Below are 19416 nucleotides of genomic sequence, written 5' to 3' on the forward strand. Positions count from 1 at the left end.
GAATCCGGATTCAACTTCCTCACGAAACGTCTCCACAAAAACAGGCGTCAAATGTTCAGTGAAAGGACGCCCTTTGTCAAGGCGAATTGCGGGCGGGAAATTCATCTCTGCCGTGTTACCTCAACAAATCCTCAAACTGCCTGAACAGAAGACAGTCGGGATTTGCCTGCCTCAAGACGAGTCTCTTCTTTCGCGCCTCCCCCGGCAGTCGTCCAATTGCCCCTTCTAACCGGTTTTCACTTTCATCGAAGAATAATCCAAGTGCGAGCCAAGAACACTGTGGGGGATGGAGTAGACGACCAGAAGGAGCATGGCGGCGGCTATGATCGCTCCCGTCCGCTGTTTCTTCCGATTCGCAAGCAGGGCCAGCAGCCAGCCTGCCAGGGCCAGCAAAGTTTTGTTATCGGTCAGGTCGTATCCGAATGGAACTCCCGTCCAGTACTCCCCGAAGGCGTAATGCTGTACGATAGGCCCGAGGATCATGCCCCCCAGAACAAGGAATGCCACCGTGAGCCAGGCGATCATTTTGTACCCCGCCGTCCTGTAAACGGCCTTCAATCCAGCCGCCGTCGACGTCCACATCGCCAGGAACATACAGGTCACATGTGGGATCAAGACCGTGAGTGGCACGCTCCCACGGAAACGAATCTTGATGGGGGAGTCGCTTCCGATCGTCTCCTGCCCCGTCGGTGACAACAGGGTAATGGTGTACTCCAGCCATCCCGCCGGAGGCTGGTGAGGAAGGGTGCCGATGAGATCATCCTTTTCACGCCCCATGGAAACCGTCTGCCACTTCTCGCCCGTCCCCAGCCGGCGGAAGGAAAGGCTCCCTTCGATGGAAGGATCCAATTGTTTGAGGCGAATTTCGCAGTCACCGGGTCCGCCATAACTCCTCGGCAAACGATAGGAAAAACTCTGATTTTTGAAGGTCACCTTGCCTCGCGCGGGATAGCTCGGGCCGGTCACGCGCTGGTAGTACGCGGATGCCAAGGTGATTAGCAGTGCCAGGAGGTATGGGACAGATGATCGATTCATAAAACGGAGGTGCGCATATGAGTCATAAAATCAGCAGAACATCCCCCATTCCCAGGGGATATTCCCGCCGATCCTTGAAAAAGAACACCGTGCGAGCGACTATATACGACCCTTCCTAATTCTTTAAGTTATTTTACTCTCACATTTTTCCAACGACTTGACTACCTGCTCCGTCTAAGCAATGGAAAGCAAGCAAGGCAAAGGCGAGCCGATTTGCCGGATCGAACGAACAGCAAGGCCGTGAGGAGGCTGGCTTGCTCCTGGAAAATGTGCTAAGAGTTCAGCCCTCGACAAAGGAGAGCGCCTTGCCAGGTTCTTACAACTCGGCCCTTCGAGCCGATGCCGAGCCGGATCTCGTGGAGGGTTGCAAGGACGGCAGCCTGCCAGCCTACGAGCGCCTGTACTTGTCTCACGGACCTCGCATGAAGAGCATTGCGCTAAACCTGCTTGGAAATACTTCGGATGCGGAGGATGCGGTGCAGGAGGCCTTTTTGAAGATTTATCGCAGCGTGGCGGAATTTCGTGGAAAATCCGCCTTTACCACCTGGATTTACCGCATCCTCGTCAACACCTGCCACGACATGCGGCGCTCAAGCCATTTCAAACAGGAAATGCGCAGACTGGATCCTGATACCCAGGAACCGGGGGAAGCCCTGATGCAGACCGTCGATCATCCCATGCGGCTGGCGCTGGAAAAATGCCTGGATGATCTAAGCCCGCGAAACCGCACCGTGTTTCTGCTGTTCGAAGTGGAGGGGTTCAAGCATTCGGAGATCGCTGAAATCATGGGAATCCCGGAGGGCACCTCCAAGAATTCATTGTTTGACGCCAAGCGGGAGCTCCGGCGAATGTTGAAGGATTCCCCGCGACCCTTGAGGTCCACTCTATGATTCCGATGGAATGCAGCGATTTGGAATATGTTCTGCGCCAGCAGGATCCTGAACGGATGGAAGCGTTGGTCGAACATGCCCGGCTCTGTGTTTCCTGCCGCGAAGAGCTGAACCGATGGAATGAGATTTCAGCGGCGGCAGCTTCTCTTCGAAAGAGCTGGGATTCTCCCCACTTGTGGCTGAAGATTCAGGACAGCCTGGTCGCGGAATCACAGAACGCCCCAAGCGGGTCAAAATGGCATTTCCAGGCGATTCTTCAAAGCCTCGCTGAAAACTGGCAAGCCGCCGCTGCAGTGGCAGCCCTGGTGCTGATTTCCAGCTTCAGCGTGGGTCTGCTGTGGCGACATCCACAGACCCCCGCTCCAACCTTGCTGCAACGGTCCGGGAACGTCGCGCCCCAGCCCTCTTCCGAGGAGACGCCTCCATCGGAAGGGAGTTCCACCCCGCAGAAGCGGTTGTTGACGGAACAAGCACTCATCGAGATTGAGAGCACCGAGGCCGCTTACGTCCGCTCGCTCGACAGGCTGGCGCAGCAAGTCCAACCCGAACTGCAAAGCCCGACCTCCCCGCTGATGATGAACTACCGGGAGAAGCTGCTTCTGATTGACAGCGCCATCGCTGAATGTCGCGGTCAGATTGAGATGAACCCTTACAACGGTCACTTGCGCAGGGAATTGCTCGCCATGTACCAGGAAAAACATCGCACACTTCAGGACTTGCTTACCGGGGGAACCCATGAACAGCAATAAGGTCGCACATGCAAAGACGTGTTTGAGCTCGCTCGTTCCGCACCTGGTATCCGCAGGGAAGATTTTTTTCCTGGCCGTTCTAGGAGTTCTTCTCTTCGCGCCACTCGCTCTGGCGGCCAGCCGTGAGCCCCGGGAAGAATTTTCAAGGGACTTCCAGAAGACGGTGCCGCTGCCCCCCGGACAAACCCTTCGGGTGGATCACAAGCTGGGTGATGTCCTGATCCGCACCCATCACCAGAGCGATGTGGTTATTTATGCCAGCATCCGTGTCTCGGCCAACGACCTGTCAGAAGCCACCCGCTTCGGGAATCAGATCCAGATTGACGTCGAACAGGCGCCCTCCGGTGTTTCCATCATGACCCGGTATCCCAACGAACAAGGCGGCCTTCTCTTTGGTCAACACAACGTCTCTTATTCCGTGAACTTCGATATCCTGATGCCGGATACCGCGCCACTGACCATCAAGAATCGCTTTGGAAGCGTCACGGTGTCGAACCTCAATGCCAATGCCGATATCAGCAATGCCAACGGAAAACTGCTGTTCAGTGATGGGCGAGGCACCCAGCGCCTGGAAAACTCCTTTGGAGGGGTCGAGGTGACCGGGAACAACGGAGAGGTGACCATTAACAATTCGAACGGCTATGTCACGGTGACCCGGGTGGATGGCGTGTTGACCTTGCACAACCGTTTCGGGAAGGTGACCGTCAGCGGCATCACACGCCAGTCAACCATCAGCAACAGCAATGGCAGCATTGATCTCACTGATGCGGCCGCCGCCGTGAGGATTTCCAATTCATTTGGGCGGGTCACCGTGACCCGGGCCGGCGGGGATCTGTTTGTGAGAAACCAGAATGGTGCAGTGGAAGCCCGCACGGTAGCCGGTGCAGCCGATCTCGGCACAACCTTTGGATCCATTACGGCCGACGCTGTCCGCAAGAAGCTGATCTCGAATTCGACAAACAGCAAAGTGACCGCAACGAGGATTGGTGAAACGGCCACGGTGCAGAACACCTTCGGCCTGGTTTCGCTGCAGCATATCGGCGGGCGCGCTGACGTCGAGAATTCGAATGGCGCTGTCGAGGTCAGCGACATCGGCGGTGATGCAAAGATCAAAACCAGTTTCGGTGCGCTCGGGGGCTCCTTGATTCGGGGCAATGCCACCGTCAGGAACAACAACGGATCCATCACCCTGAACGAAATCACCGGCCTGGCCGATGTGCATGGCTCATTCGGAAAAGTCACGTTGACGCACATCCACAAGGGCACCCGGCTTGTGAGCGGCAACGGCAGTGTCCTGCTGACGGATGTCGGAGGTGAAGCGTATGTCAAAACGAGCTTCGGACTAGTGAAAGCCAGTGACATCAACGGGCCGATCACCGTCGAGAATTCCAACGGCGGGGTGGAGGCCGCAACGATTAAAGGCAATGCCAGCGTGCGGTCATCCTTCTCTCCGATCATTCTCAAAGGGATCATGGGAAGCATTGAGGTTGACAATCAGAATGGTTCCGTCGAAGTGACGGCCGGTGGGCCCGGGGCCCCACATTGCAGCAACATTTCGCTCTCCACCACCTTCTCTCCGCTCCGGATAACGCTTCCCGGAACTGCCAGTTTCAAGGTTGAAGCCCGCACTTCTTTTGGAAAGGTCTCAAGCGAGCTGCCCTTGAGTGTGACCGGGAGCCTCGGCGAGAGTTCCGTGTCCGGGAAGCTGGGCAATGGAGACTGTGAGCTGAAATTGACCAACAGCAACGGAAACATTCAAATTCTGAAGTCTGCCGGAAAGTAGTGTGGGTTGTGCTGAATGAGCGCCGTTCCGGTCTTTCGGGCGCCAGGCCCGGGACCGTATGTGTCAGTCTTGGATTGAGGATCCTCCACTCCTGAGACCCCTCCTGTGACCGCCAAAGTGCTTCCGCTGTTGTGGCGCCCGAATCCCCCCTTCGGTTTCATCCTCGACCCCCGACCCGTTATCATTTGACTTTGATTTTTACACCTGTGTATATTGGCGGCGAGCGTTCCCCAGGAGGCCCCTGCCGATGGCGCTGAACGCAGCGATCCGGGTCAATCTCAAATGACAAACCGCATGAAAGCAAGACTGATCGCGTCGGAGACGGATCAGCTCTTCACGCTCTCGAATCAACTCACCGTGGCTCGGATGGCCATGGTTCCGATCTTCGTGCTGCTGGTGATGTACGGGATGATCGGGTGGGGTCTGCTCGTCTTTCTCCTTGCCGGAGTGACCGATATGTTGGACGGCTGGCTGGCGCGGTGGCTGCACCAGCGGACGGTGCTGGGCACCTATCTCGATCCCATCGCGGACAAGATGCTGCTGACCGCCTCCTTTGTCACGCTCTCAATTCAATCCGTCCCCATCAAGAATCACATCCCTTTTTGGGCCACGGCGCTCTTTATCAGCCGCGACATCATCATCGTTGTCAGCGCCCTGATCATTTACATCGCCACCGGATTCCGCAATTTTCGCCCGTCGGTATATGGAAAAATCACGACGCTCCTGCAGTTGGCCGCGGTTCTGACAACGATCGGGTTCAGTTATCTGGGCTATCGTTCTTTCATCGCCCGGGGCACGGTGTACGCGGCAGTCGCGGCCACGGCATTTTCCGGCTTTCACTACGTCATCCTCATGCGCCAGCGCCTGAGAGAAGAGAGCGCTGCAGCGGTCGCCCAGCAGCCTGAGGATGTGGAGTTGCATCGCCGTGTGAGCTAGCCCGGGAAGGATGAGCCAGACTTGACACCCTTGACGCCCCCCTCAGAAGCGCTCACCCTCACGCAGCGCGTCCTCATCGTTTTGTTGCTGATCCTGGGTTTCGGCCTGACGATCTGGCTGGTCCGTCCGGTCATTTCCCCGCTGGTGATCTCTCTGCTCCTCGCCTATGTCCTGAACCCCGTCGTGGAAAAACTGGAGGGTGTGCTGGCCTCGCGGCTCTTTGCCCTGATCTTAATGAGCTTGTTCATCATCGGGTTCGTGGCCGTGTTCGCCATTTTCCTCGTCCCGCTCTTTGCCGATCAACTCACTCTCACGGTTCAGCGGATCCCCGTCGCCCTGAACAAACTGGTGGCGCAGATCGACCCTCTCCTCAACCGGCTGCGGGCCAATTATCCTCTTTTCTTCCGGCAGTTCTTCGGCCCGTCGGTGGCTAGCGTCAAGAGTTCGATCCCCCTGCTCTCGACTCCGACTGTCAAGATTTTTTCCTCGGGCGCGACCGACCTCTTTTCGGTCTTCCTGAATGCCTTGAAACTCTTGTTTGTTCCTGTCTTCACCTTTTATCTGCTCTATGATTTCCCGAATATCGGTCACAAGATTTATCAGGCCATACCGCATCGTCGAAAGCTCTTTTTCACGGAGCGGTTCTATGAGATTGACCAGGCACTGAGGCGGTTCGTTCACGGACAACTGCTGATTGCAGTCATCTATGCCGCGATCTACTCAGTGGGCCTGACCCTGCTCAACATTCAGGTGGGGCTCTTTCTTGGCGTCCTGGCCGGTCTGGCAAACCTGGTCCCTTATCTCGGCACTGTGGTGGGGCTCTTCTTCGCCATTATTCTCTCTACCTTTGATGGTTTCAGCTGGTTGCGGATCGCCGGGATCCTGGGGGTGTTCGGTTTTGCGCAGGCCCTGGATGGCTCCGTGCTGACTCCGAAGATTCTTGGCAACAAGGTGGGACTTCATCCCCTCGTCATGTTGGTCGGCATCATCGCGTTTGGAAAACTCTTCGGCCTATTGGGGATTGCCGTCGCCGTGCCCGCCATGGCGACCTTCGCCGTGTTCCTCCGCGCTTTTTACCATGAATATCTGACCTCTGACTTCTATCATAGAACGTGAATGGTGGAAAATAGTTGTCAGTTCTCAGTTGCCCGAGGAGACAATTGGAAGTACGAAGCCAGAGGCAAGAAGCTGGAGGATACAGGAAGATCCTTAACTTTGAACCTTGAACTTTGAACCTTGGACTTTGGACCTTGGACTTTGGACCTTGGACTTGGGACCTTGGACTTGGGACCTTGGACTTGGGACCTTGGACTTTGGACCTTGGACTTGGGACTTTGAACTGCCCTTACAAATCCTTCCTCCATGCTTCGGTTTCCGAAAGGTATTCACGTCTGGCTTTGTGGGCAGCGAGAGCGGCGAAGAGCGCCTCGCGGGCCGGACGCTCAATGCCCATGTGAGAAAGGCCGCGCACGAAGATCCGTGCCGAGCCGCGTAAATCAGACTCCCGGAAAAGCTTCTGCCATTCGGAATAAGAATAGGCCGCACGGACGCTGGCGTGGAAAGTCTCCCGCATTTTTCCCGGATATTTCCTGCCAAACCAACGGCTATGCCACCAAGCCGACAGCACGGACGGTCGGCGCAGATCGCGCACCAGCAGGGCTCCATCGCTTTTCACAACACGAGCCACCTCGTTGAGCAGGGCAAGAGGATCCTCCATCCGATGCAGGACCTCATTACAGAGGACCCCATCAAAGTATTCCGATTTGAATTTGGTGTGGCGCAGGTCCGTGGCCTGAAAGAAGACACGACCCTGAAGTCCTGCTCGCTCTGCCGCCTCGGTCGCGGATGCAATCTTCTCTGCAGAACGATCGATGCTGAGAATGGTCACTTCCGGACACCGGCTTGCCAGCTCGATGGCCAGGTGCCCCTCTCCGGTCCCGATATCGAGCAGCACACCCTGATGCATTCCCAATCGGATCGCATGGTCAACGCACGGGGTATCGCGTTGGGCGAGCAATTCCTCTCCCCCCGGATCCGTGGAATCCGTGGCTTCCTCGGCCGCAATCCCGATCTCAGGCATGGGAACCCGTTGTGAATCCAGCCATGACATGTTTGGATTCTAGTTCATCGCCGAAAAAAACAGAAGGAGGCATGTGTCGCCAAGACGTTCCAACAGCACCTTCCAACGGCGCGCGTTGACGCCCGTGCTTCGGCAAGTTAAAATCACGTGATGATCTCTGTCAGGACTCCAATTGACTTTCCCCGGATCGGTCTTCTTATTTTTGATCTCGATGGCACGCTGATTGATTCCAAGGAGGACCTTGCGAACAGCGCCAACCACATGCGGGTGGCGGTGGGACTGCCTCCTTTGGATCCCGGAACCATTTTTTCCTATGTCGGGGATGGCGCGCGGTTGCTGGTCCAGCGGCTGCTGGATCACTCTGCAGACGATGCCGTTGTCGATCGCGGTTTGCAGATCTTCCTCAATTTCTATCGGGATCACATGCTCGACCATACGGTGCTCTATCCCGGAGTCCGGGAAGGACTCAAAGCCTTATCCCTCTTCTCGGACGGGGCACGACGCACTTTCGTGGTGCTCACCAATAAACCCGTCCGGTTTTCACGCCTGATTCTTGAAGGCCTGGGGGTGTCTGATTTTTTCCGGTCTATTTACGGAGGGAACAGCTTTGAGCAGAAAAAACCCGATCCGATGGGCGTCCACACGATCCTGGATGAAACCGCCCTGCCCCCGCGCGCCGCACTGATGGTGGGAGATTCGGATGTGGACGTTATGACGGGACGAAATGCCGGGGTTGCAACATGTGGTGTGACTTACGGCCTCGGTTCGGAAAAAATGATGCAGACGCCTCCCGATTTTTACGTTGACGACCTGCGTGAACTGGCCGCCTTGCTGAACGGGCAGGCCCTGCCCGCAGATCAGCACCGTGCCGGCACGTATACTCCAACCACGAATCTCGGCTTTTGATTCGAGAAAAGGCATTCTCATGGAAGAAAGGGATTTTTTCACCGAAAAGGACGAAGTCAAGCAGGCGCAGTTGAATTGTCCTTCATGCCACACGATGGAAACCTATGACATCCGCTGGAGGCGGCGCACCAAAAAGAAATCCCTCCCTCCTTATGCCAACGAAGAAGACCGGATGCGCTTCGCTAAAGCGCGGGATTACCTCGTCCGAGTGGACGACGTCCTCTCCTGCAAACGGTGCCGAAAGCGCCTGGAAATCACCAGCCTTCAGTCCGTTATTTTGCTGTAGTAACGACTTCAGTCGTTACCTCGGAGCTCGAACGAACACGTAGTAACGACTTCAGTCGTTACCTCGGAGCTTGAACGAGCACGTAGTAACGACTTCAGTCGTTACCTCGGAGCTTGAACGAGCACGTAACGACTAAAGTCGTTACTACCCCTATCTTCTAATGATGGAAGGTCAGCGTGGAGATTCTCTCGAGACGCGTAGTGGTGCGTTCTCTCCCCAGCTGGACCATGATGTGGAAAAGCGGCGGCCCCACGGCCCGGCCGGTCAGCAACACCCTGGCGGCGTTGATGAGCAATCCGGCCTTCACCTGCTTTTCTTCCGCCAGCGCCCGCAGGGCCTGTTCGCTGGTTTCCAACGTGAAGGGATCCAGGGTCTTGAGCCGGGAGGCCAGCAGCGGCATCAATTCTTTTAAGTCAGGGTCCTTCAGATTCTTCTTGGCGGCAGCCTCATCAATCTCGTATACATCCGTAAAGAACGCCTGCCCGCTCTCCGCAAAATCATTGATCGAATGCATGCGCGACTTCAGCATGTCGAGGGTGGAGAGGAAATACTGTTTTTGCACCCCGCTGAACTCCTCGCGCCAGAGATGTTTGGCTTCGAGCGCTTTTTGCGCCAGCGGGGCCAGCCGTTCGGCCGAGGACGCCCCGATGTATTGCCGGTTCAGCCAATCCAGTTTCTGGATATCGAACACGGCATTGGACTGGTTGATCTTGTCGAGCGAAAAACGCTCGATCAATTCATCGGTCGACATGACCTCGGTGTTGTCGCCGGGCGACCAGCCCAGAAGCGCCAGAAAGTTACGGAACGCTTCCGGAAGATACCCCATGTCGCGATACGCGGTCACCGAAGTGGTTCCGTGACGCTTGCTCAGCTTCGCCTTGTCCGGGCCCAGGATCAGCGGCAGGTGCGCAAATTCGGGTACCTCGGCGCCGAAAGCCCGGTAGAGGAGGATTTGCTTGGGGGTGTTTGAGACGTGGTCGGCGCCCCGCACCACATGCGTGATGCGCATCTCCATGTCGTCGACGACAACCGAAAGATGATAGGTGGGATGATTCTTTGAGTTCAGCAACACAAAATCTTCAATCTGCTCATGGGCCACTTCGATCCTTCCAAAGACGTGGTCCGGAAACTCGATACTCCCTGATTCCGGGACCTTGAATCGAAGGGCGCGGGGGACGCCCGCCGCCTCATTCGCTTCGATCTGTGCTAGCGACAGCCGGCGGCAAATTCCTTCATACTTGTAATTTCTTTTTTCCTTCATCGCCAGGTCACGGCGCTCTTTCAAACTCTCTGGCGTGCAATAGCAATAATAAGCATGGCCGCTTTCGAGAAGCTCCTGGGCCGCCTTCCGGTAGCGTTCCGTGCGCTCGGACTGAAAGAAGGGCCCTTCATCCCAATCGAGTCCCAACCACCGCATGCCCTCCAGGATGCCTTCGACCATCTCCGGAGAGCTTCGTTCAACATCCGTATCCTCGATGCGCAGGATGAACTTTCCTCCCTGGTGCCGCGCAAACAGCCAGTCGAACAGCGCGGTGCGTGCTCCCCCCACGTGCAGATAGCCGGTGGGAGATGGAGCGAATCGGACGCGCACTTCCACACCCTTCGCTGAATGTGAACTCAAAGGACTTTCTCCCTCTTGCCCGAGTGAAAACAAAAGCTCCAAATTCTACTGGAAGTTGCCCGGGAAGGCAAAATGAAAGCGCACCTCCCACCGCCGAGACGCGGGGTCGCGGAGTTGTAAGAAGGCCGAAATAAGAACCAACGCTTCAGAATTCACAAGACATATGCGCTTGGGATGTCTCCCTATTCTCAATCAAAATGAAAACAGGTATGAAAGCTTGAGGAAGATCTCTTTACCCCGGCGCGTGGGGTCGTTGGGTGTGAATCGATCGCTGTTGTATCCGATAAACAGCGCGGAGCGCGCATTGAAATCGTAGGCCAGCAGTGAATTGATCGCAAGCCGTTTCTGGCCGAACGCCAACGAAAAATCTGAAATATGGGGATCGAAGACAAAGCGTTTGGGATCAATCTCTGAGGAGTATTGCGCCAGGAGGCGCGCCCGCCACTTCCGCGTAAGATTTCCTGAAACATGCCAGATGAGGGAAGCCCGGTTCTGGAACGGCGCGCCATTCAGAAACCGCTCCTGGTACACATTGGTGCTCAGACTGGTACGGAATCGATCGCCTATCTTCCAATTGACTGTCACATACCAGTTCCGTGTTCTTCCTTGAAAGTTAAAGGGGAAGTTGACAAAGCGAAATCGATTTTCGAGCTCAAAGCTGAAGGAGAACTGACGATTCTCGTTTGAAGAGAGCTCGACGACATACTTGGGATTGACATAGATGCGCGTTGAACCGTCCGGCAAAGGGAGATGGTCCGGGGTAAATCTATTGAACCGTACCCGGTCGTAGGACCAATCGAGCCCCGCACTCCAGAAGTTCTTGAACTGGGCGCTGATACTGAAGTCTGCGCCGGAATCATCCACGCGTCCATCCTGCAGATGGGTGAAATCGTAGTTGGGCTCGATAAAGAGCTGCCGGATACCGTAGCGATTGATGAACGGCTTGTACACGATCCAGGCTGAGCCCCCCCAGCGGTTCGTTTCCGGCTCAAATCCGATCTGTTCGACGTCGAACTTCTCTCCCAGTGATTTCAGGTGCAGATGATATTCCCACTGCTTGGAGTTATAGGCGAACTGGGAGTCCTCGGCGATCCGTTTGCCCAGCGAGCCGCGAAATCGGGGAGAGGAGCTCACGGCAAGTTGTGTGCTCCAGGTGATGTGGTCTCCAAACAGAAAATTGGCGTCGACCCCGGTGGCACGCTCGGAAAACGACGCCGTGGTGTTCTGCTGGTCCCGATTGACCGTGATAAATCCAATGGATGACTTCTTGAGGATATCCCGGGCCACGCGCAAGACAAAAAAATTCGCCGCGGGGGCATCGAAATTGTTGGGAGAGGCCGGATTCGATGGATTGACATTGTCTGGGTCGAAGAAGTTCCGCTCCACCGTCCCCGCGTCAAGAAAGCCGATCTTGTAGGCTCCCATCTTCCCGGTGATCTTGGCTCCAGCCAGGATTCTCTGGGGTTCGCCATCGGGCAAAGCGGCGCCAATGCGGCGGGTAAAGAACAGGTTCAGCGGGGTTTTGAAATTGTCCATCCCCTCGTTAAAGAACTGCCGTTTCTCCGGGAAGAACAATTCGAAGCGCGAGACGGTGAGGTTGAACTCATCGGCCTCCGCCTGCGAGAAATCGGGGTTCACCGTGGCATCAAGCACCAGGTTTGAAGTCAGCCCGTATTTCACGTCGAGCCCGGCACTGCCCAACTTGGCGTAATGTCCGTCGGCCCGTCCGAAGTTGGTGAAGCGAGACGTGATCGAGGGGAGCACATCCAGGGCATGTCCTGGCTCGATATCGTGCAAGCCTTCCACAACGCCTGATTTGGAAGGTCGCATCGCTTCGTCGAATCGTGCCACGAAGACCCATCGGGAGTCCTCGTTTCTCCGGACGATGGAGCGACCGAGATTGATCCCCCACTCCTGCGTTGAAGTGCGCGGAAAACGAAGAATCTTGAAGGGAATGGCAACCTCCGCGGTCCACCCCTCCCCGTCAATCGTGGTCGCGTCCTCCCACACCGCATTCCATGTCGAATCGTACATCTCGAAACCCTTCAAACCGCTTTGTTCGAGCACGGTGGCGTCATATTGGACGCCGCGCGCGTTGATGCTGAAAAAATAACCGCTCTTGAGATCATGAAAGGTGTCCAGGAGGATATCCACGCTGTCGGAATTCGTCCGCGCATCATGGGCATCAAAGCGGGCGACGATCTTCCCCGCGTCACGATCAAAGCAACGAAAACCGAAATAGATTTTCTTGTCATCGTAGAAAATCCGGACTTCGGTGCGTTCACTCGCGGGCTTCCCTTCATCCGGATCGGTCTGCGTGAAGGAGGTGATCGGGGCGATCTGCTGCCACACCGGCTCGTCGAGCCGGCCATCGATCACCACTCTTTCATTCAGTTTTTCGATATGGATGACCGGGACCGAGGCCCGCGTTTCCTTAAGATTCTGCGGTTGAGCCAGAAACTGGGGGGAAAAGGGGACTGTACCCAGGAGGAGCAGCAAGGGGCAGAACTTCTTCACTTTCGAGTACGGGGCGATCTTGTTCAGCATGGATCGAGTGGTTTGGGTTCCGTTCTTTGCCGGAAAAGGATGACCCGCGAACTTGAACCGGCGCCATCAGGCAGAGGGGTGAAGATCAATCGTGGATACAAAAGACCAGGATTGGCGCGCGGCGATGATTTACCCCAGCGAGAACCTGAGCGGATAACCCATGGGCAGAATCGACCTCTTCCCGGGGTCTGCCTCTTGTGGTTACGCTGCGCAAGGCGGCCTCTTCAACCCGGAAGACCCCCGCAGACCGCCCATTCTACCGAAGAACTTTCGTTCTGAAAACCTTGGAGAGATTTCTTCCTGGTCGGGTTTCTCGACGCTGCAATGAAGGATTCCTGGGCAGAGTTTCCAGACGGGCGCAGATTGGAGATCCAGGATGATTGGCAGTCGCCTATGACTGGTCCTACCTATGATTGAGAATTCGTCACCGTCCCTGATGACATTGCAAGGGCGAAAGGTGGACCAGCCAAAGGCGGTCTTCGATCCAGTCCTCGACCCAAGCAACTCCCGGGTTGGGTCGACGGAGTTCATTGCCTCTAAAAGTCGATGACGATCGTGCCATCGAAGCCGCACGTGTCCACGTTGAACCAAATGACCTTGCGTTCCTCTTTACCGGCGATGGTCGCCTCGACTTTGAGCTGGTAAACGCCCGGCACCAACTGAGTCGGGTTGGACACCGCTCCCCACTCGCGATGGAACTGGAACGAGGCGCACGCCGTACCCGGCGTCGCAGTCACCGTCTGGAGGGGTACGTTCCTTGTCTCGTCCACTTCGTTGGCAAATCCAAACGCGCCTCCGAATCGCTTCAGTTCAATCTCGTGGACCTGGGGCATGGGCACGCCTCCCTGGGTCACCAGGACACGGGCTCCGGTCCGGACGCCTTCACCGCAAAGGTCGCGCGTCTGGCTGCTCGTCGCGCCGGTGGCCGGATTGGACACAAAGGTGACGGTGATGTTGGCAGTACGTTCCCGCGCTGAGGCGGTCGGTGCAAAGACCCCGTTCAGGTCACCCGAGCCGGCCTCATGTCCGGGCTCCAGCGTGATGGGAAAGGCGGGCAGTCCAGACAACGAGAAGTCGCCGGCGTTCGTGCCGCCAATGGCAATGTTGGTGATCGTAAGATTACACGTGCCCGTATTGGATATGACAAACGGCCGGGTGGAATGACAGGTTCCCAGGCTCTGGACAACGGTTGGCAAGAACCTTAGATTCGGCGACAGGCCCAAGGCGCCGGATCCACCCTGCCCCGTTGCTGGCACGGAAACCGAGGGAGTCGACGGGTCATCGCTTGGAACTGTCAGCATTGCCGTTTGAGGTCCGACACCCGTTGGGGTGAAGGTCACCTCAAAAGGAAAGCAGAAATCAGGGCTGATCACGACCGGATACCCGCCGGACGGCGTCGTGACAGCGAACTGGGGGTTCGAAGAGGTCACGGGCCCCGCCGAGAGGCTGGCATTGCCGGTATTGCAGACCTTAAGCGTCGAGCGGCCGGCACTCCCGTCACAGATGCTCCCGAAGGCCACTCCCGAAGGGATCTGGATTTGGGGGACATCGCCCACAAGAAATTTGCTGAAGAAAACATCGATCGCGGCCGACGGGGGTGTGATCTCGGGAGGGGACTTCGCAGAAGCAAATGAAGTGAAGAATCGTCCTGCGGCACATGCGTTGCCGTTGTAGTCACCATACTTCGGGGAACCTCCGCCGGTGTTGCAGGTCTCCCCTGCTGGGCACACGGTCGAAGAGAAATCACAGCGGGTTTGTGACCCCGGGCAGTTGGGCTGCGTATTGTCACAACAGACGCCGGCGAGCTGCGGCTGAGTGGAACACGACTCCGAATCACCGGTGCTCCGTGGAGCCGCGCCCCAGCCCGAGGCACACTCGGGGTCGAGGACCTTCGAGATCTTGAACTCGGGGCCGGCAACAAGGTTGCCGAGCGCGTCCAGGCGCGCCCTGCCTCCGAAGTATTCCGTCAGGTCGTTGGCCGCGGGGGTTGCGGCACGCCGGTCATACCACGACACGAATGCCTCGCCGCCAGTCGTGCTTACCCATGGCATGAACCGCCGCCCGACGGCCGTGGCATTAATGGTGACGACTCGAGCGGGCAACCACGTCCGGCCGCCATCGAGTGAATCGCGCACAAGGATGTTCTCGTTTCCGGCCACCGTGTTTTGCGCGTAAGCGACGTAGACGTGGTTCGCGTTGGTGTCATCCACTGCCACCATGTGACTGGAGAGCACATTGCCGTTATTGCATCGGTCCAGACCCGAGACCGGACACGTGACGTCAGTGACGGCAGTCACGGTCACCGGAAAGCCCAACTGGGGAGCAAGGCCGGCGCCGCAGGAACTGAATTTATGCAGGCGGATGTTGCCACCCTGACGGTAGATCACGTAGACAAACCCGTCCTGCCCGACACCAACCCGCGGCACGAAGGCGCCGATCTCGACGTCGAAAGGGGCAGTCCAGTTGGCCCCGCTGTCCTGGGAACAGATGATAGAGGGGTCCTGCCCTGTAGAGTTGAAGTTTCGCCACACCGAGTAGACCTGATCTCCTCCGCCCGGTGCGGCGTTGACGCGATCGGCAGCAATGTGCTCCTGGTCGGGAAAGCACGAGTTGACGCCGGTATTGGGGCAGCTCAGCGCGTTGGTCAGAAATGGGAAGGTCTGGCCGTTATTGGTGGACCGGTCCATTCCCGTACAGGTGGTGGTGGCGGTGCAGCCCGTGTTGATCCCGGCCAAATAGAAGTTGCCGCTCTGTCCCCAGGCGAGCGATGGATCGCCATCGCCGAACCCTGCGGCCCCGTTAAAAGCAAACGTCTGACCGCCGTCGTTTGAAGTTCTGAACAGGCGTTGTCGGGCGACCACGATGTTCCGGCCATTGGGCGAGACAGCGATTTCAAGCTCGCCATTTCCTCCCTGGAACAGGCGGGTGAGCGGCGGATCCTGGAGCGGCCACTGCGGCGCAAGGGTTGGAGTCTCCTTCGCGGCTGACTGCCGAATCCCCCCTGACGCTGCTCCCGCTGTGGAGTTGTGCGACGAGGTGAAGTCTTGCGCGTCATGGGGCGTGAGGAGCGCCGATCCGGGGGGCACGTTTGCACCCCGCCGGAGTTCTTCGAGCTCCTGCCCAGTGCGTTGGGGTGTCCCCTCGGTCTTGAACTTGAGAGACTGCCCCATGGCTTCCACTTCGCTGATGAGCGTCGCGCTGGCGGCTGAGGGCAGGAACGCCTCTGCGCGGACCACGAGATTGCCCACCGCGACGGCCGTGGTGATCCGCAGCACCACCTTGTCGGCGAACAGAGGACCTCCACTAGGCTGTTGGCGAGGCTCGGTGTGGCGTCGCTGGAGCCCTGGCCAGCCGCCGATGTCCAGGAATGTCGGCTTAGAGTTGTTTTCCGTCGCGATGTCCCGGAGCTCACGGAGCGCCTCCGCATGGTCCGTCCGAGGCACCGCAGTGATCTGGACACGGGCCGTGGGCCGGCCACGGGCATGCTCGCCGGCCGGCACATTCACCAGTTCATCCACATTCGCATATCGCTTGGGAGGGATTGACCAGCCCGCCGGGTAGCGGATGGAGATGCCCTGCGCTTTGATCTCCAATTGATTCGGGAGCGCCGGCTGGGCAAGGACGCCAGAACTCCAACCCGCCAGCATGAATCCCGCGAGGGCTGTGTACCCTAAAAATGGAACCGCGGCGCGCACCGCATGTGCCCGCCAAAGAGCACTGAATCTTTGCATCGTAGCCATTGCACACCTCCACAAGGGAATGTTTTGGTTGGGTAATTACTCAACGCGAATTTCAATTTTGGATTCTCTGCCAGGCGTCATTGTATCCACAACACAGCCTACCTCCGAACGCGGTTGCTCGGTCTTCAGCGGCTGAGCTTTCCTCCCGTGGCAGGCATCACTTAAATGCCCTGCAGGGGGTTTGCTCAATGCCGGACGTTTGTCCAACTCTCGCAACCGTAGAAGTCGACCGACAGGAGTGACCAGTGATTCTTGGAAATCGCCGTTCAAATAGGCAACGCAGGAGAGCGGGTTGGGCAATTCTCATTAATTGCCCACTGAGTCGCGCCCTCGAAGTGCCTCTATCATGTTTCGCCACGCATGGATAAAGGCGTTCGAGACCCTTTTGGGCCTCGAAAGTCAGGTTCAATTCAGTGATGCGGGTTAAGTAATCTCCCTCATGAGAAAAGTCAACACAATTTCGCTTCTTACGGTGTTTTCACAAGCTCCTGCGATATGTTTCACGATCACTTTTCGATGAACCTGCCCAAAGTTGGATCCAACGAAAGACCAAGGCTAGGCGCTGGGTGGTGGGTGGCTGGGAAAGGGAAGTCTTGTCGAGGCCTGTCTAATATCCTGACAATGAAAGCAGATAGAGATGCAGTTCGCTTGGATGGTATGATCGGTCTGCCTTTAAGCAGATGAGCGCTCGTGCGGGCTTCCTATGAAAGCCCTCGTTGTTGAGGGTTTGGAACCCGGAGTGGCAAATCGGTCGCACCCAAGGGCGCCGGGCTCACCCTTGAGGGCCACTGGACTTCATCTCCGGGCGACCTCCATGTTCAATTGCCACTGAAAGGTCTCTTCTTCAGTGGTCTTAGAGCACTTGCCCTCCCGGGTGACGGTGTGCTTCCCGTGCCCGGAGGCCGACCGTATCCCATCGCCAGAAGAATTCTCGGAATCTTTATGCCAGCCCGAACCGCCGGAAGGCGTGGTGACGCTGTCCTCGACCGGGTGAGGGGAGAAGCTGCGTTTCAAAGTGTCGCTCGTTTCTGTCGGCCCGGTGGACCGGATCTGCCTGCCAGTGGCGGTTTCGACCCCCCTTCTGGACTTGGCTGTCTTGGTCTCCTCCCAGGTCAGATCGATTCGTGGGAAGTTGAAATAGACTCGCTTGATCTTCTTCGTTTGGGCATCGAAGTAGATGACAACTTCATGCTTCTGATTGGCCTCATCGGGGTTGGGCTGTGCGCTGGTCACTGTTCTCTTCAATTCGACTTCACCTTCGGTGAGGAGGGGTGGTTTTCCTAAGTCTCCGGCGTAGTTATATGAGGTATGGTTCTCGGCCCCGGAATAGGAACCGACGCTGGTGTCTTTCACGGTGACTCGCCAGCGCAATTCCCCAGTGCTGCGGACGTAGTTCGACACAATGCTGTCTTTGTCGAGGGCGAGGTTGACCTGGACCCGGAGATCCTTCGTCCGGTTCTCTTTGGAGATCTTGGTATAACCGGGCGGAGCCTCGCGGCAGTCCTCGGTGTGCTCTTCGTGCAAAGTTCCGGTCAGCATTGCAGAAAAAGTGGGAGGCGTGACCTTCACTACCCCCTTGCCGGTGACGCCCTCGTTGTAGCCCATGGGCTGGTAGTTGGCAATGAACGTCACCGACTTGTCCTTGTTCCCGGCGTGATACGTTGTGGTGGCCTGCCCCTGCTCGTTGGTCGCGATCTCGCCCAGCGGGGTGACCTTGCCATCATTCAGCCCCTGGATGCTTAAGTGAATCTTGCGGCCGGAGAACGGTTCCTGGCCCCCGTCCGGGTCCGTCTTGAAAAGCGTGAAGCGTACCTTCGTCTCCGCTCCCGGCAGGAGCGTGGTCTGGTCGGGCTTCACCTCGAGCTTCAGACCCTTGATCTTGATGATGAGAATCTGTTCGATCCGCTTCTCGCCTCGTCCGAGCACGTGTACCGTGATCCTCTCAGAGCCCGGATCGGTTCCCTTTTCGAGTGTGTACTCGGCCTCAATTGTGCCGTCTTTCGTCGTCCTGATCTGGTCAAAACTCCCCCCGTCGATCGGCAAGTCTGCGATCCATTCGCTGGCCTTCAAGTGCCGGATCGTGCCTCGGTCTTTTGGGGACGTTTTGGCCTGGATATAGACATTTGTTCCCTCCCCACTTCGACCCCGGCAATCGGTCACCTTCGCCCAGATCTTGGCCTTGCGCTCGCCGGGCTCCGGCGATACCCATGATGGATCCACACTTGACTCGAGTTTCGGCTCCCGAAGCGTGCGAAAGTGGGTGCTCTCGTACTTCTCTATGAGTTTTGCCAGATTCCCGTACTGAAGCACGTTGATCTGGAGGGCGCTGGTGATGTTGGGCATCTCGGTGTTGTACAGGGCTGCGATCGTGCCCCCGCGGTCCGCTGCCCCGAGGTGGGAGCCGACCCAGTAGTTGGGGTGGAGGGAGGAGTCCCTCACCCCGTCGGGACCACGGGCCGTTATCACACTGACGACGATCCGGAGGCTGTACTCGCCGGGCTCATCGTAGTTGAAGCTGTTTTCTACCTTTTCCGTTTGGGGATTGTCGTCATAGAACACTGTCTTTTCATCCAGGATCAAGTCTACATCGCCGGCGAATTTACTCAGCTGATCCATGACGATCTTCGACAGTTCATCCGTCCACTGTTCGTCCGTTTGAAAATGTCCTTTGTCCTGGTTCAGCTGTTCCTCGGTGCCTTTGACAAAGGCGAACTTTATGTACACCTTCGGCTTCGAGCAGGGCTCTGCTTCAGCTGCCGTAGCAGCGCCAAGTAGAAAAAACACCATTGCCGCAAGGGCAAGCACTCGCCTCACCATACGGACCTCCCCCTTTGCACACGTCC

13 protein-coding genes are annotated in these 19416 nt (G+C 57.1%); 7 read left to right on the plus strand and 6 right to left on the minus strand.

Annotated elements, in window-relative coordinates:
* Window positions 1-225 precede the first annotated feature (225 nt).
* A complete protein-coding gene (locus LAO21_03040; protein MBZ5551670.1) occupies window positions 226-1035 on the minus strand; it encodes a hypothetical protein in 810 nt (269 codons plus the stop codon).
* Between the two features lie 254 nt (window positions 1036-1289).
* On the opposite strand from LAO21_03040, the gene LAO21_03045 reads away from it, so the two are divergent.
* The 5 genes from LAO21_03045 to LAO21_03065 all read left to right on the plus strand — a co-directional run bounded on the left by LAO21_03045 (window position 1290) and on the right by LAO21_03065 (window position 6509).
* The gene (locus LAO21_03045; protein MBZ5551671.1) at window positions 1290-1925 is read left to right on the plus strand and encodes an RNA polymerase sigma factor; all 636 of its coding nucleotides are present in this window, start codon (window positions 1290-1292) and stop codon (window positions 1923-1925) included.
* 5 nt (window positions 1926-1930) lie between these two features.
* Window positions 1931-2674, plus strand: a complete 744-nt coding sequence (locus LAO21_03050) for a hypothetical protein (GenBank protein ID MBZ5551672.1) — start codon at window positions 1931-1933, stop codon at window positions 2672-2674.
* Window positions 2661-4457 carry a hypothetical protein gene (locus tag LAO21_03055; GenBank protein MBZ5551673.1) on the plus strand — a complete coding sequence of 599 codons (1797 nt, stop codon included), beginning with the start codon at window positions 2661-2663 and terminating at the stop codon, window positions 4455-4457. The genes LAO21_03050 and LAO21_03055 overlap by 14 nt, the downstream gene beginning before the upstream one ends.
* A 294-nt stretch (window positions 4458-4751) precedes the next feature.
* The gene (locus LAO21_03060) at window positions 4752-5393 is read left to right on the plus strand and encodes a CDP-alcohol phosphatidyltransferase family protein (GenBank protein ID MBZ5551674.1); all 642 of its coding nucleotides are present in this window, start codon (window positions 4752-4754) and stop codon (window positions 5391-5393) included.
* Between the two features lie 30 nt (window positions 5394-5423).
* Window positions 5424-6509 carry an AI-2E family transporter gene (locus tag LAO21_03065; GenBank protein MBZ5551675.1) on the plus strand — a complete coding sequence of 362 codons (1086 nt, stop codon included), beginning with the start codon at window positions 5424-5426 and terminating at the stop codon, window positions 6507-6509.
* 229 nt (window positions 6510-6738) lie between these two features.
* On the opposite strand, the gene LAO21_03070 is transcribed toward LAO21_03065, so the two are convergent.
* A complete protein-coding gene (locus LAO21_03070) occupies window positions 6739-7503 on the minus strand; it encodes a class I SAM-dependent methyltransferase (GenBank protein MBZ5551676.1) in 765 nt (254 codons plus the stop codon).
* Window positions 7504-7623: 120 nt separating this feature from the next.
* Here LAO21_03070 and LAO21_03075 point away from each other — a divergent pair, with 120 nt between their 5' ends.
* A complete protein-coding gene (locus LAO21_03075; protein MBZ5551677.1) occupies window positions 7624-8379 on the plus strand; it encodes an HAD-IA family hydrolase in 756 nt (251 codons plus the stop codon).
* Between the two features lie 19 nt (window positions 8380-8398).
* Window positions 8399-8665 carry a hypothetical protein gene (locus tag LAO21_03080; protein MBZ5551678.1) on the plus strand — a complete coding sequence of 89 codons (267 nt, stop codon included), beginning with the start codon at window positions 8399-8401 and terminating at the stop codon, window positions 8663-8665.
* Window positions 8666-8822: 157 nt separating this feature from the next.
* Here the strand turns inward: LAO21_03080 and gltX are convergent, their stop codons facing one another.
* The 4 genes from gltX to LAO21_03100 form a co-directional block, all read right to left on the minus strand.
* Complete coding sequence (gltX, locus tag LAO21_03085; GenBank protein MBZ5551679.1) at window positions 8823-10262, minus strand: glutamate--tRNA ligase; 1440 nt, start codon at window positions 10260-10262, stop codon at window positions 8823-8825.
* A 216-nt stretch (window positions 10263-10478) separates the two neighbouring features.
* Window positions 10479-12833, minus strand: coding sequence for a carbohydrate binding family 9 domain-containing protein (locus LAO21_03090; GenBank protein MBZ5551680.1), 2355 nt, complete (start codon window positions 12831-12833; stop codon window positions 10479-10481).
* 536 nt (window positions 12834-13369) lie between these two features.
* A complete protein-coding gene (locus tag LAO21_03095; GenBank protein ID MBZ5551681.1) occupies window positions 13370-16573 on the minus strand; it encodes a choice-of-anchor D domain-containing protein in 3204 nt (1067 codons plus the stop codon).
* Between the two features lie 795 nt (window positions 16574-17368).
* A complete protein-coding gene (locus tag LAO21_03100; protein MBZ5551682.1) occupies window positions 17369-19390 on the minus strand; it encodes a hypothetical protein in 2022 nt (673 codons plus the stop codon).
* Window positions 19391-19416: the final 26 nt, after the last annotated feature.

The sequence above is a fragment of the Terriglobia bacterium genome (assembly GCA_020073085.1).
In the GTDB taxonomy this organism is placed as follows: Bacteria; Acidobacteriota; Terriglobia; order JAIQFV01; family JAIQFV01; genus JAIQFV01.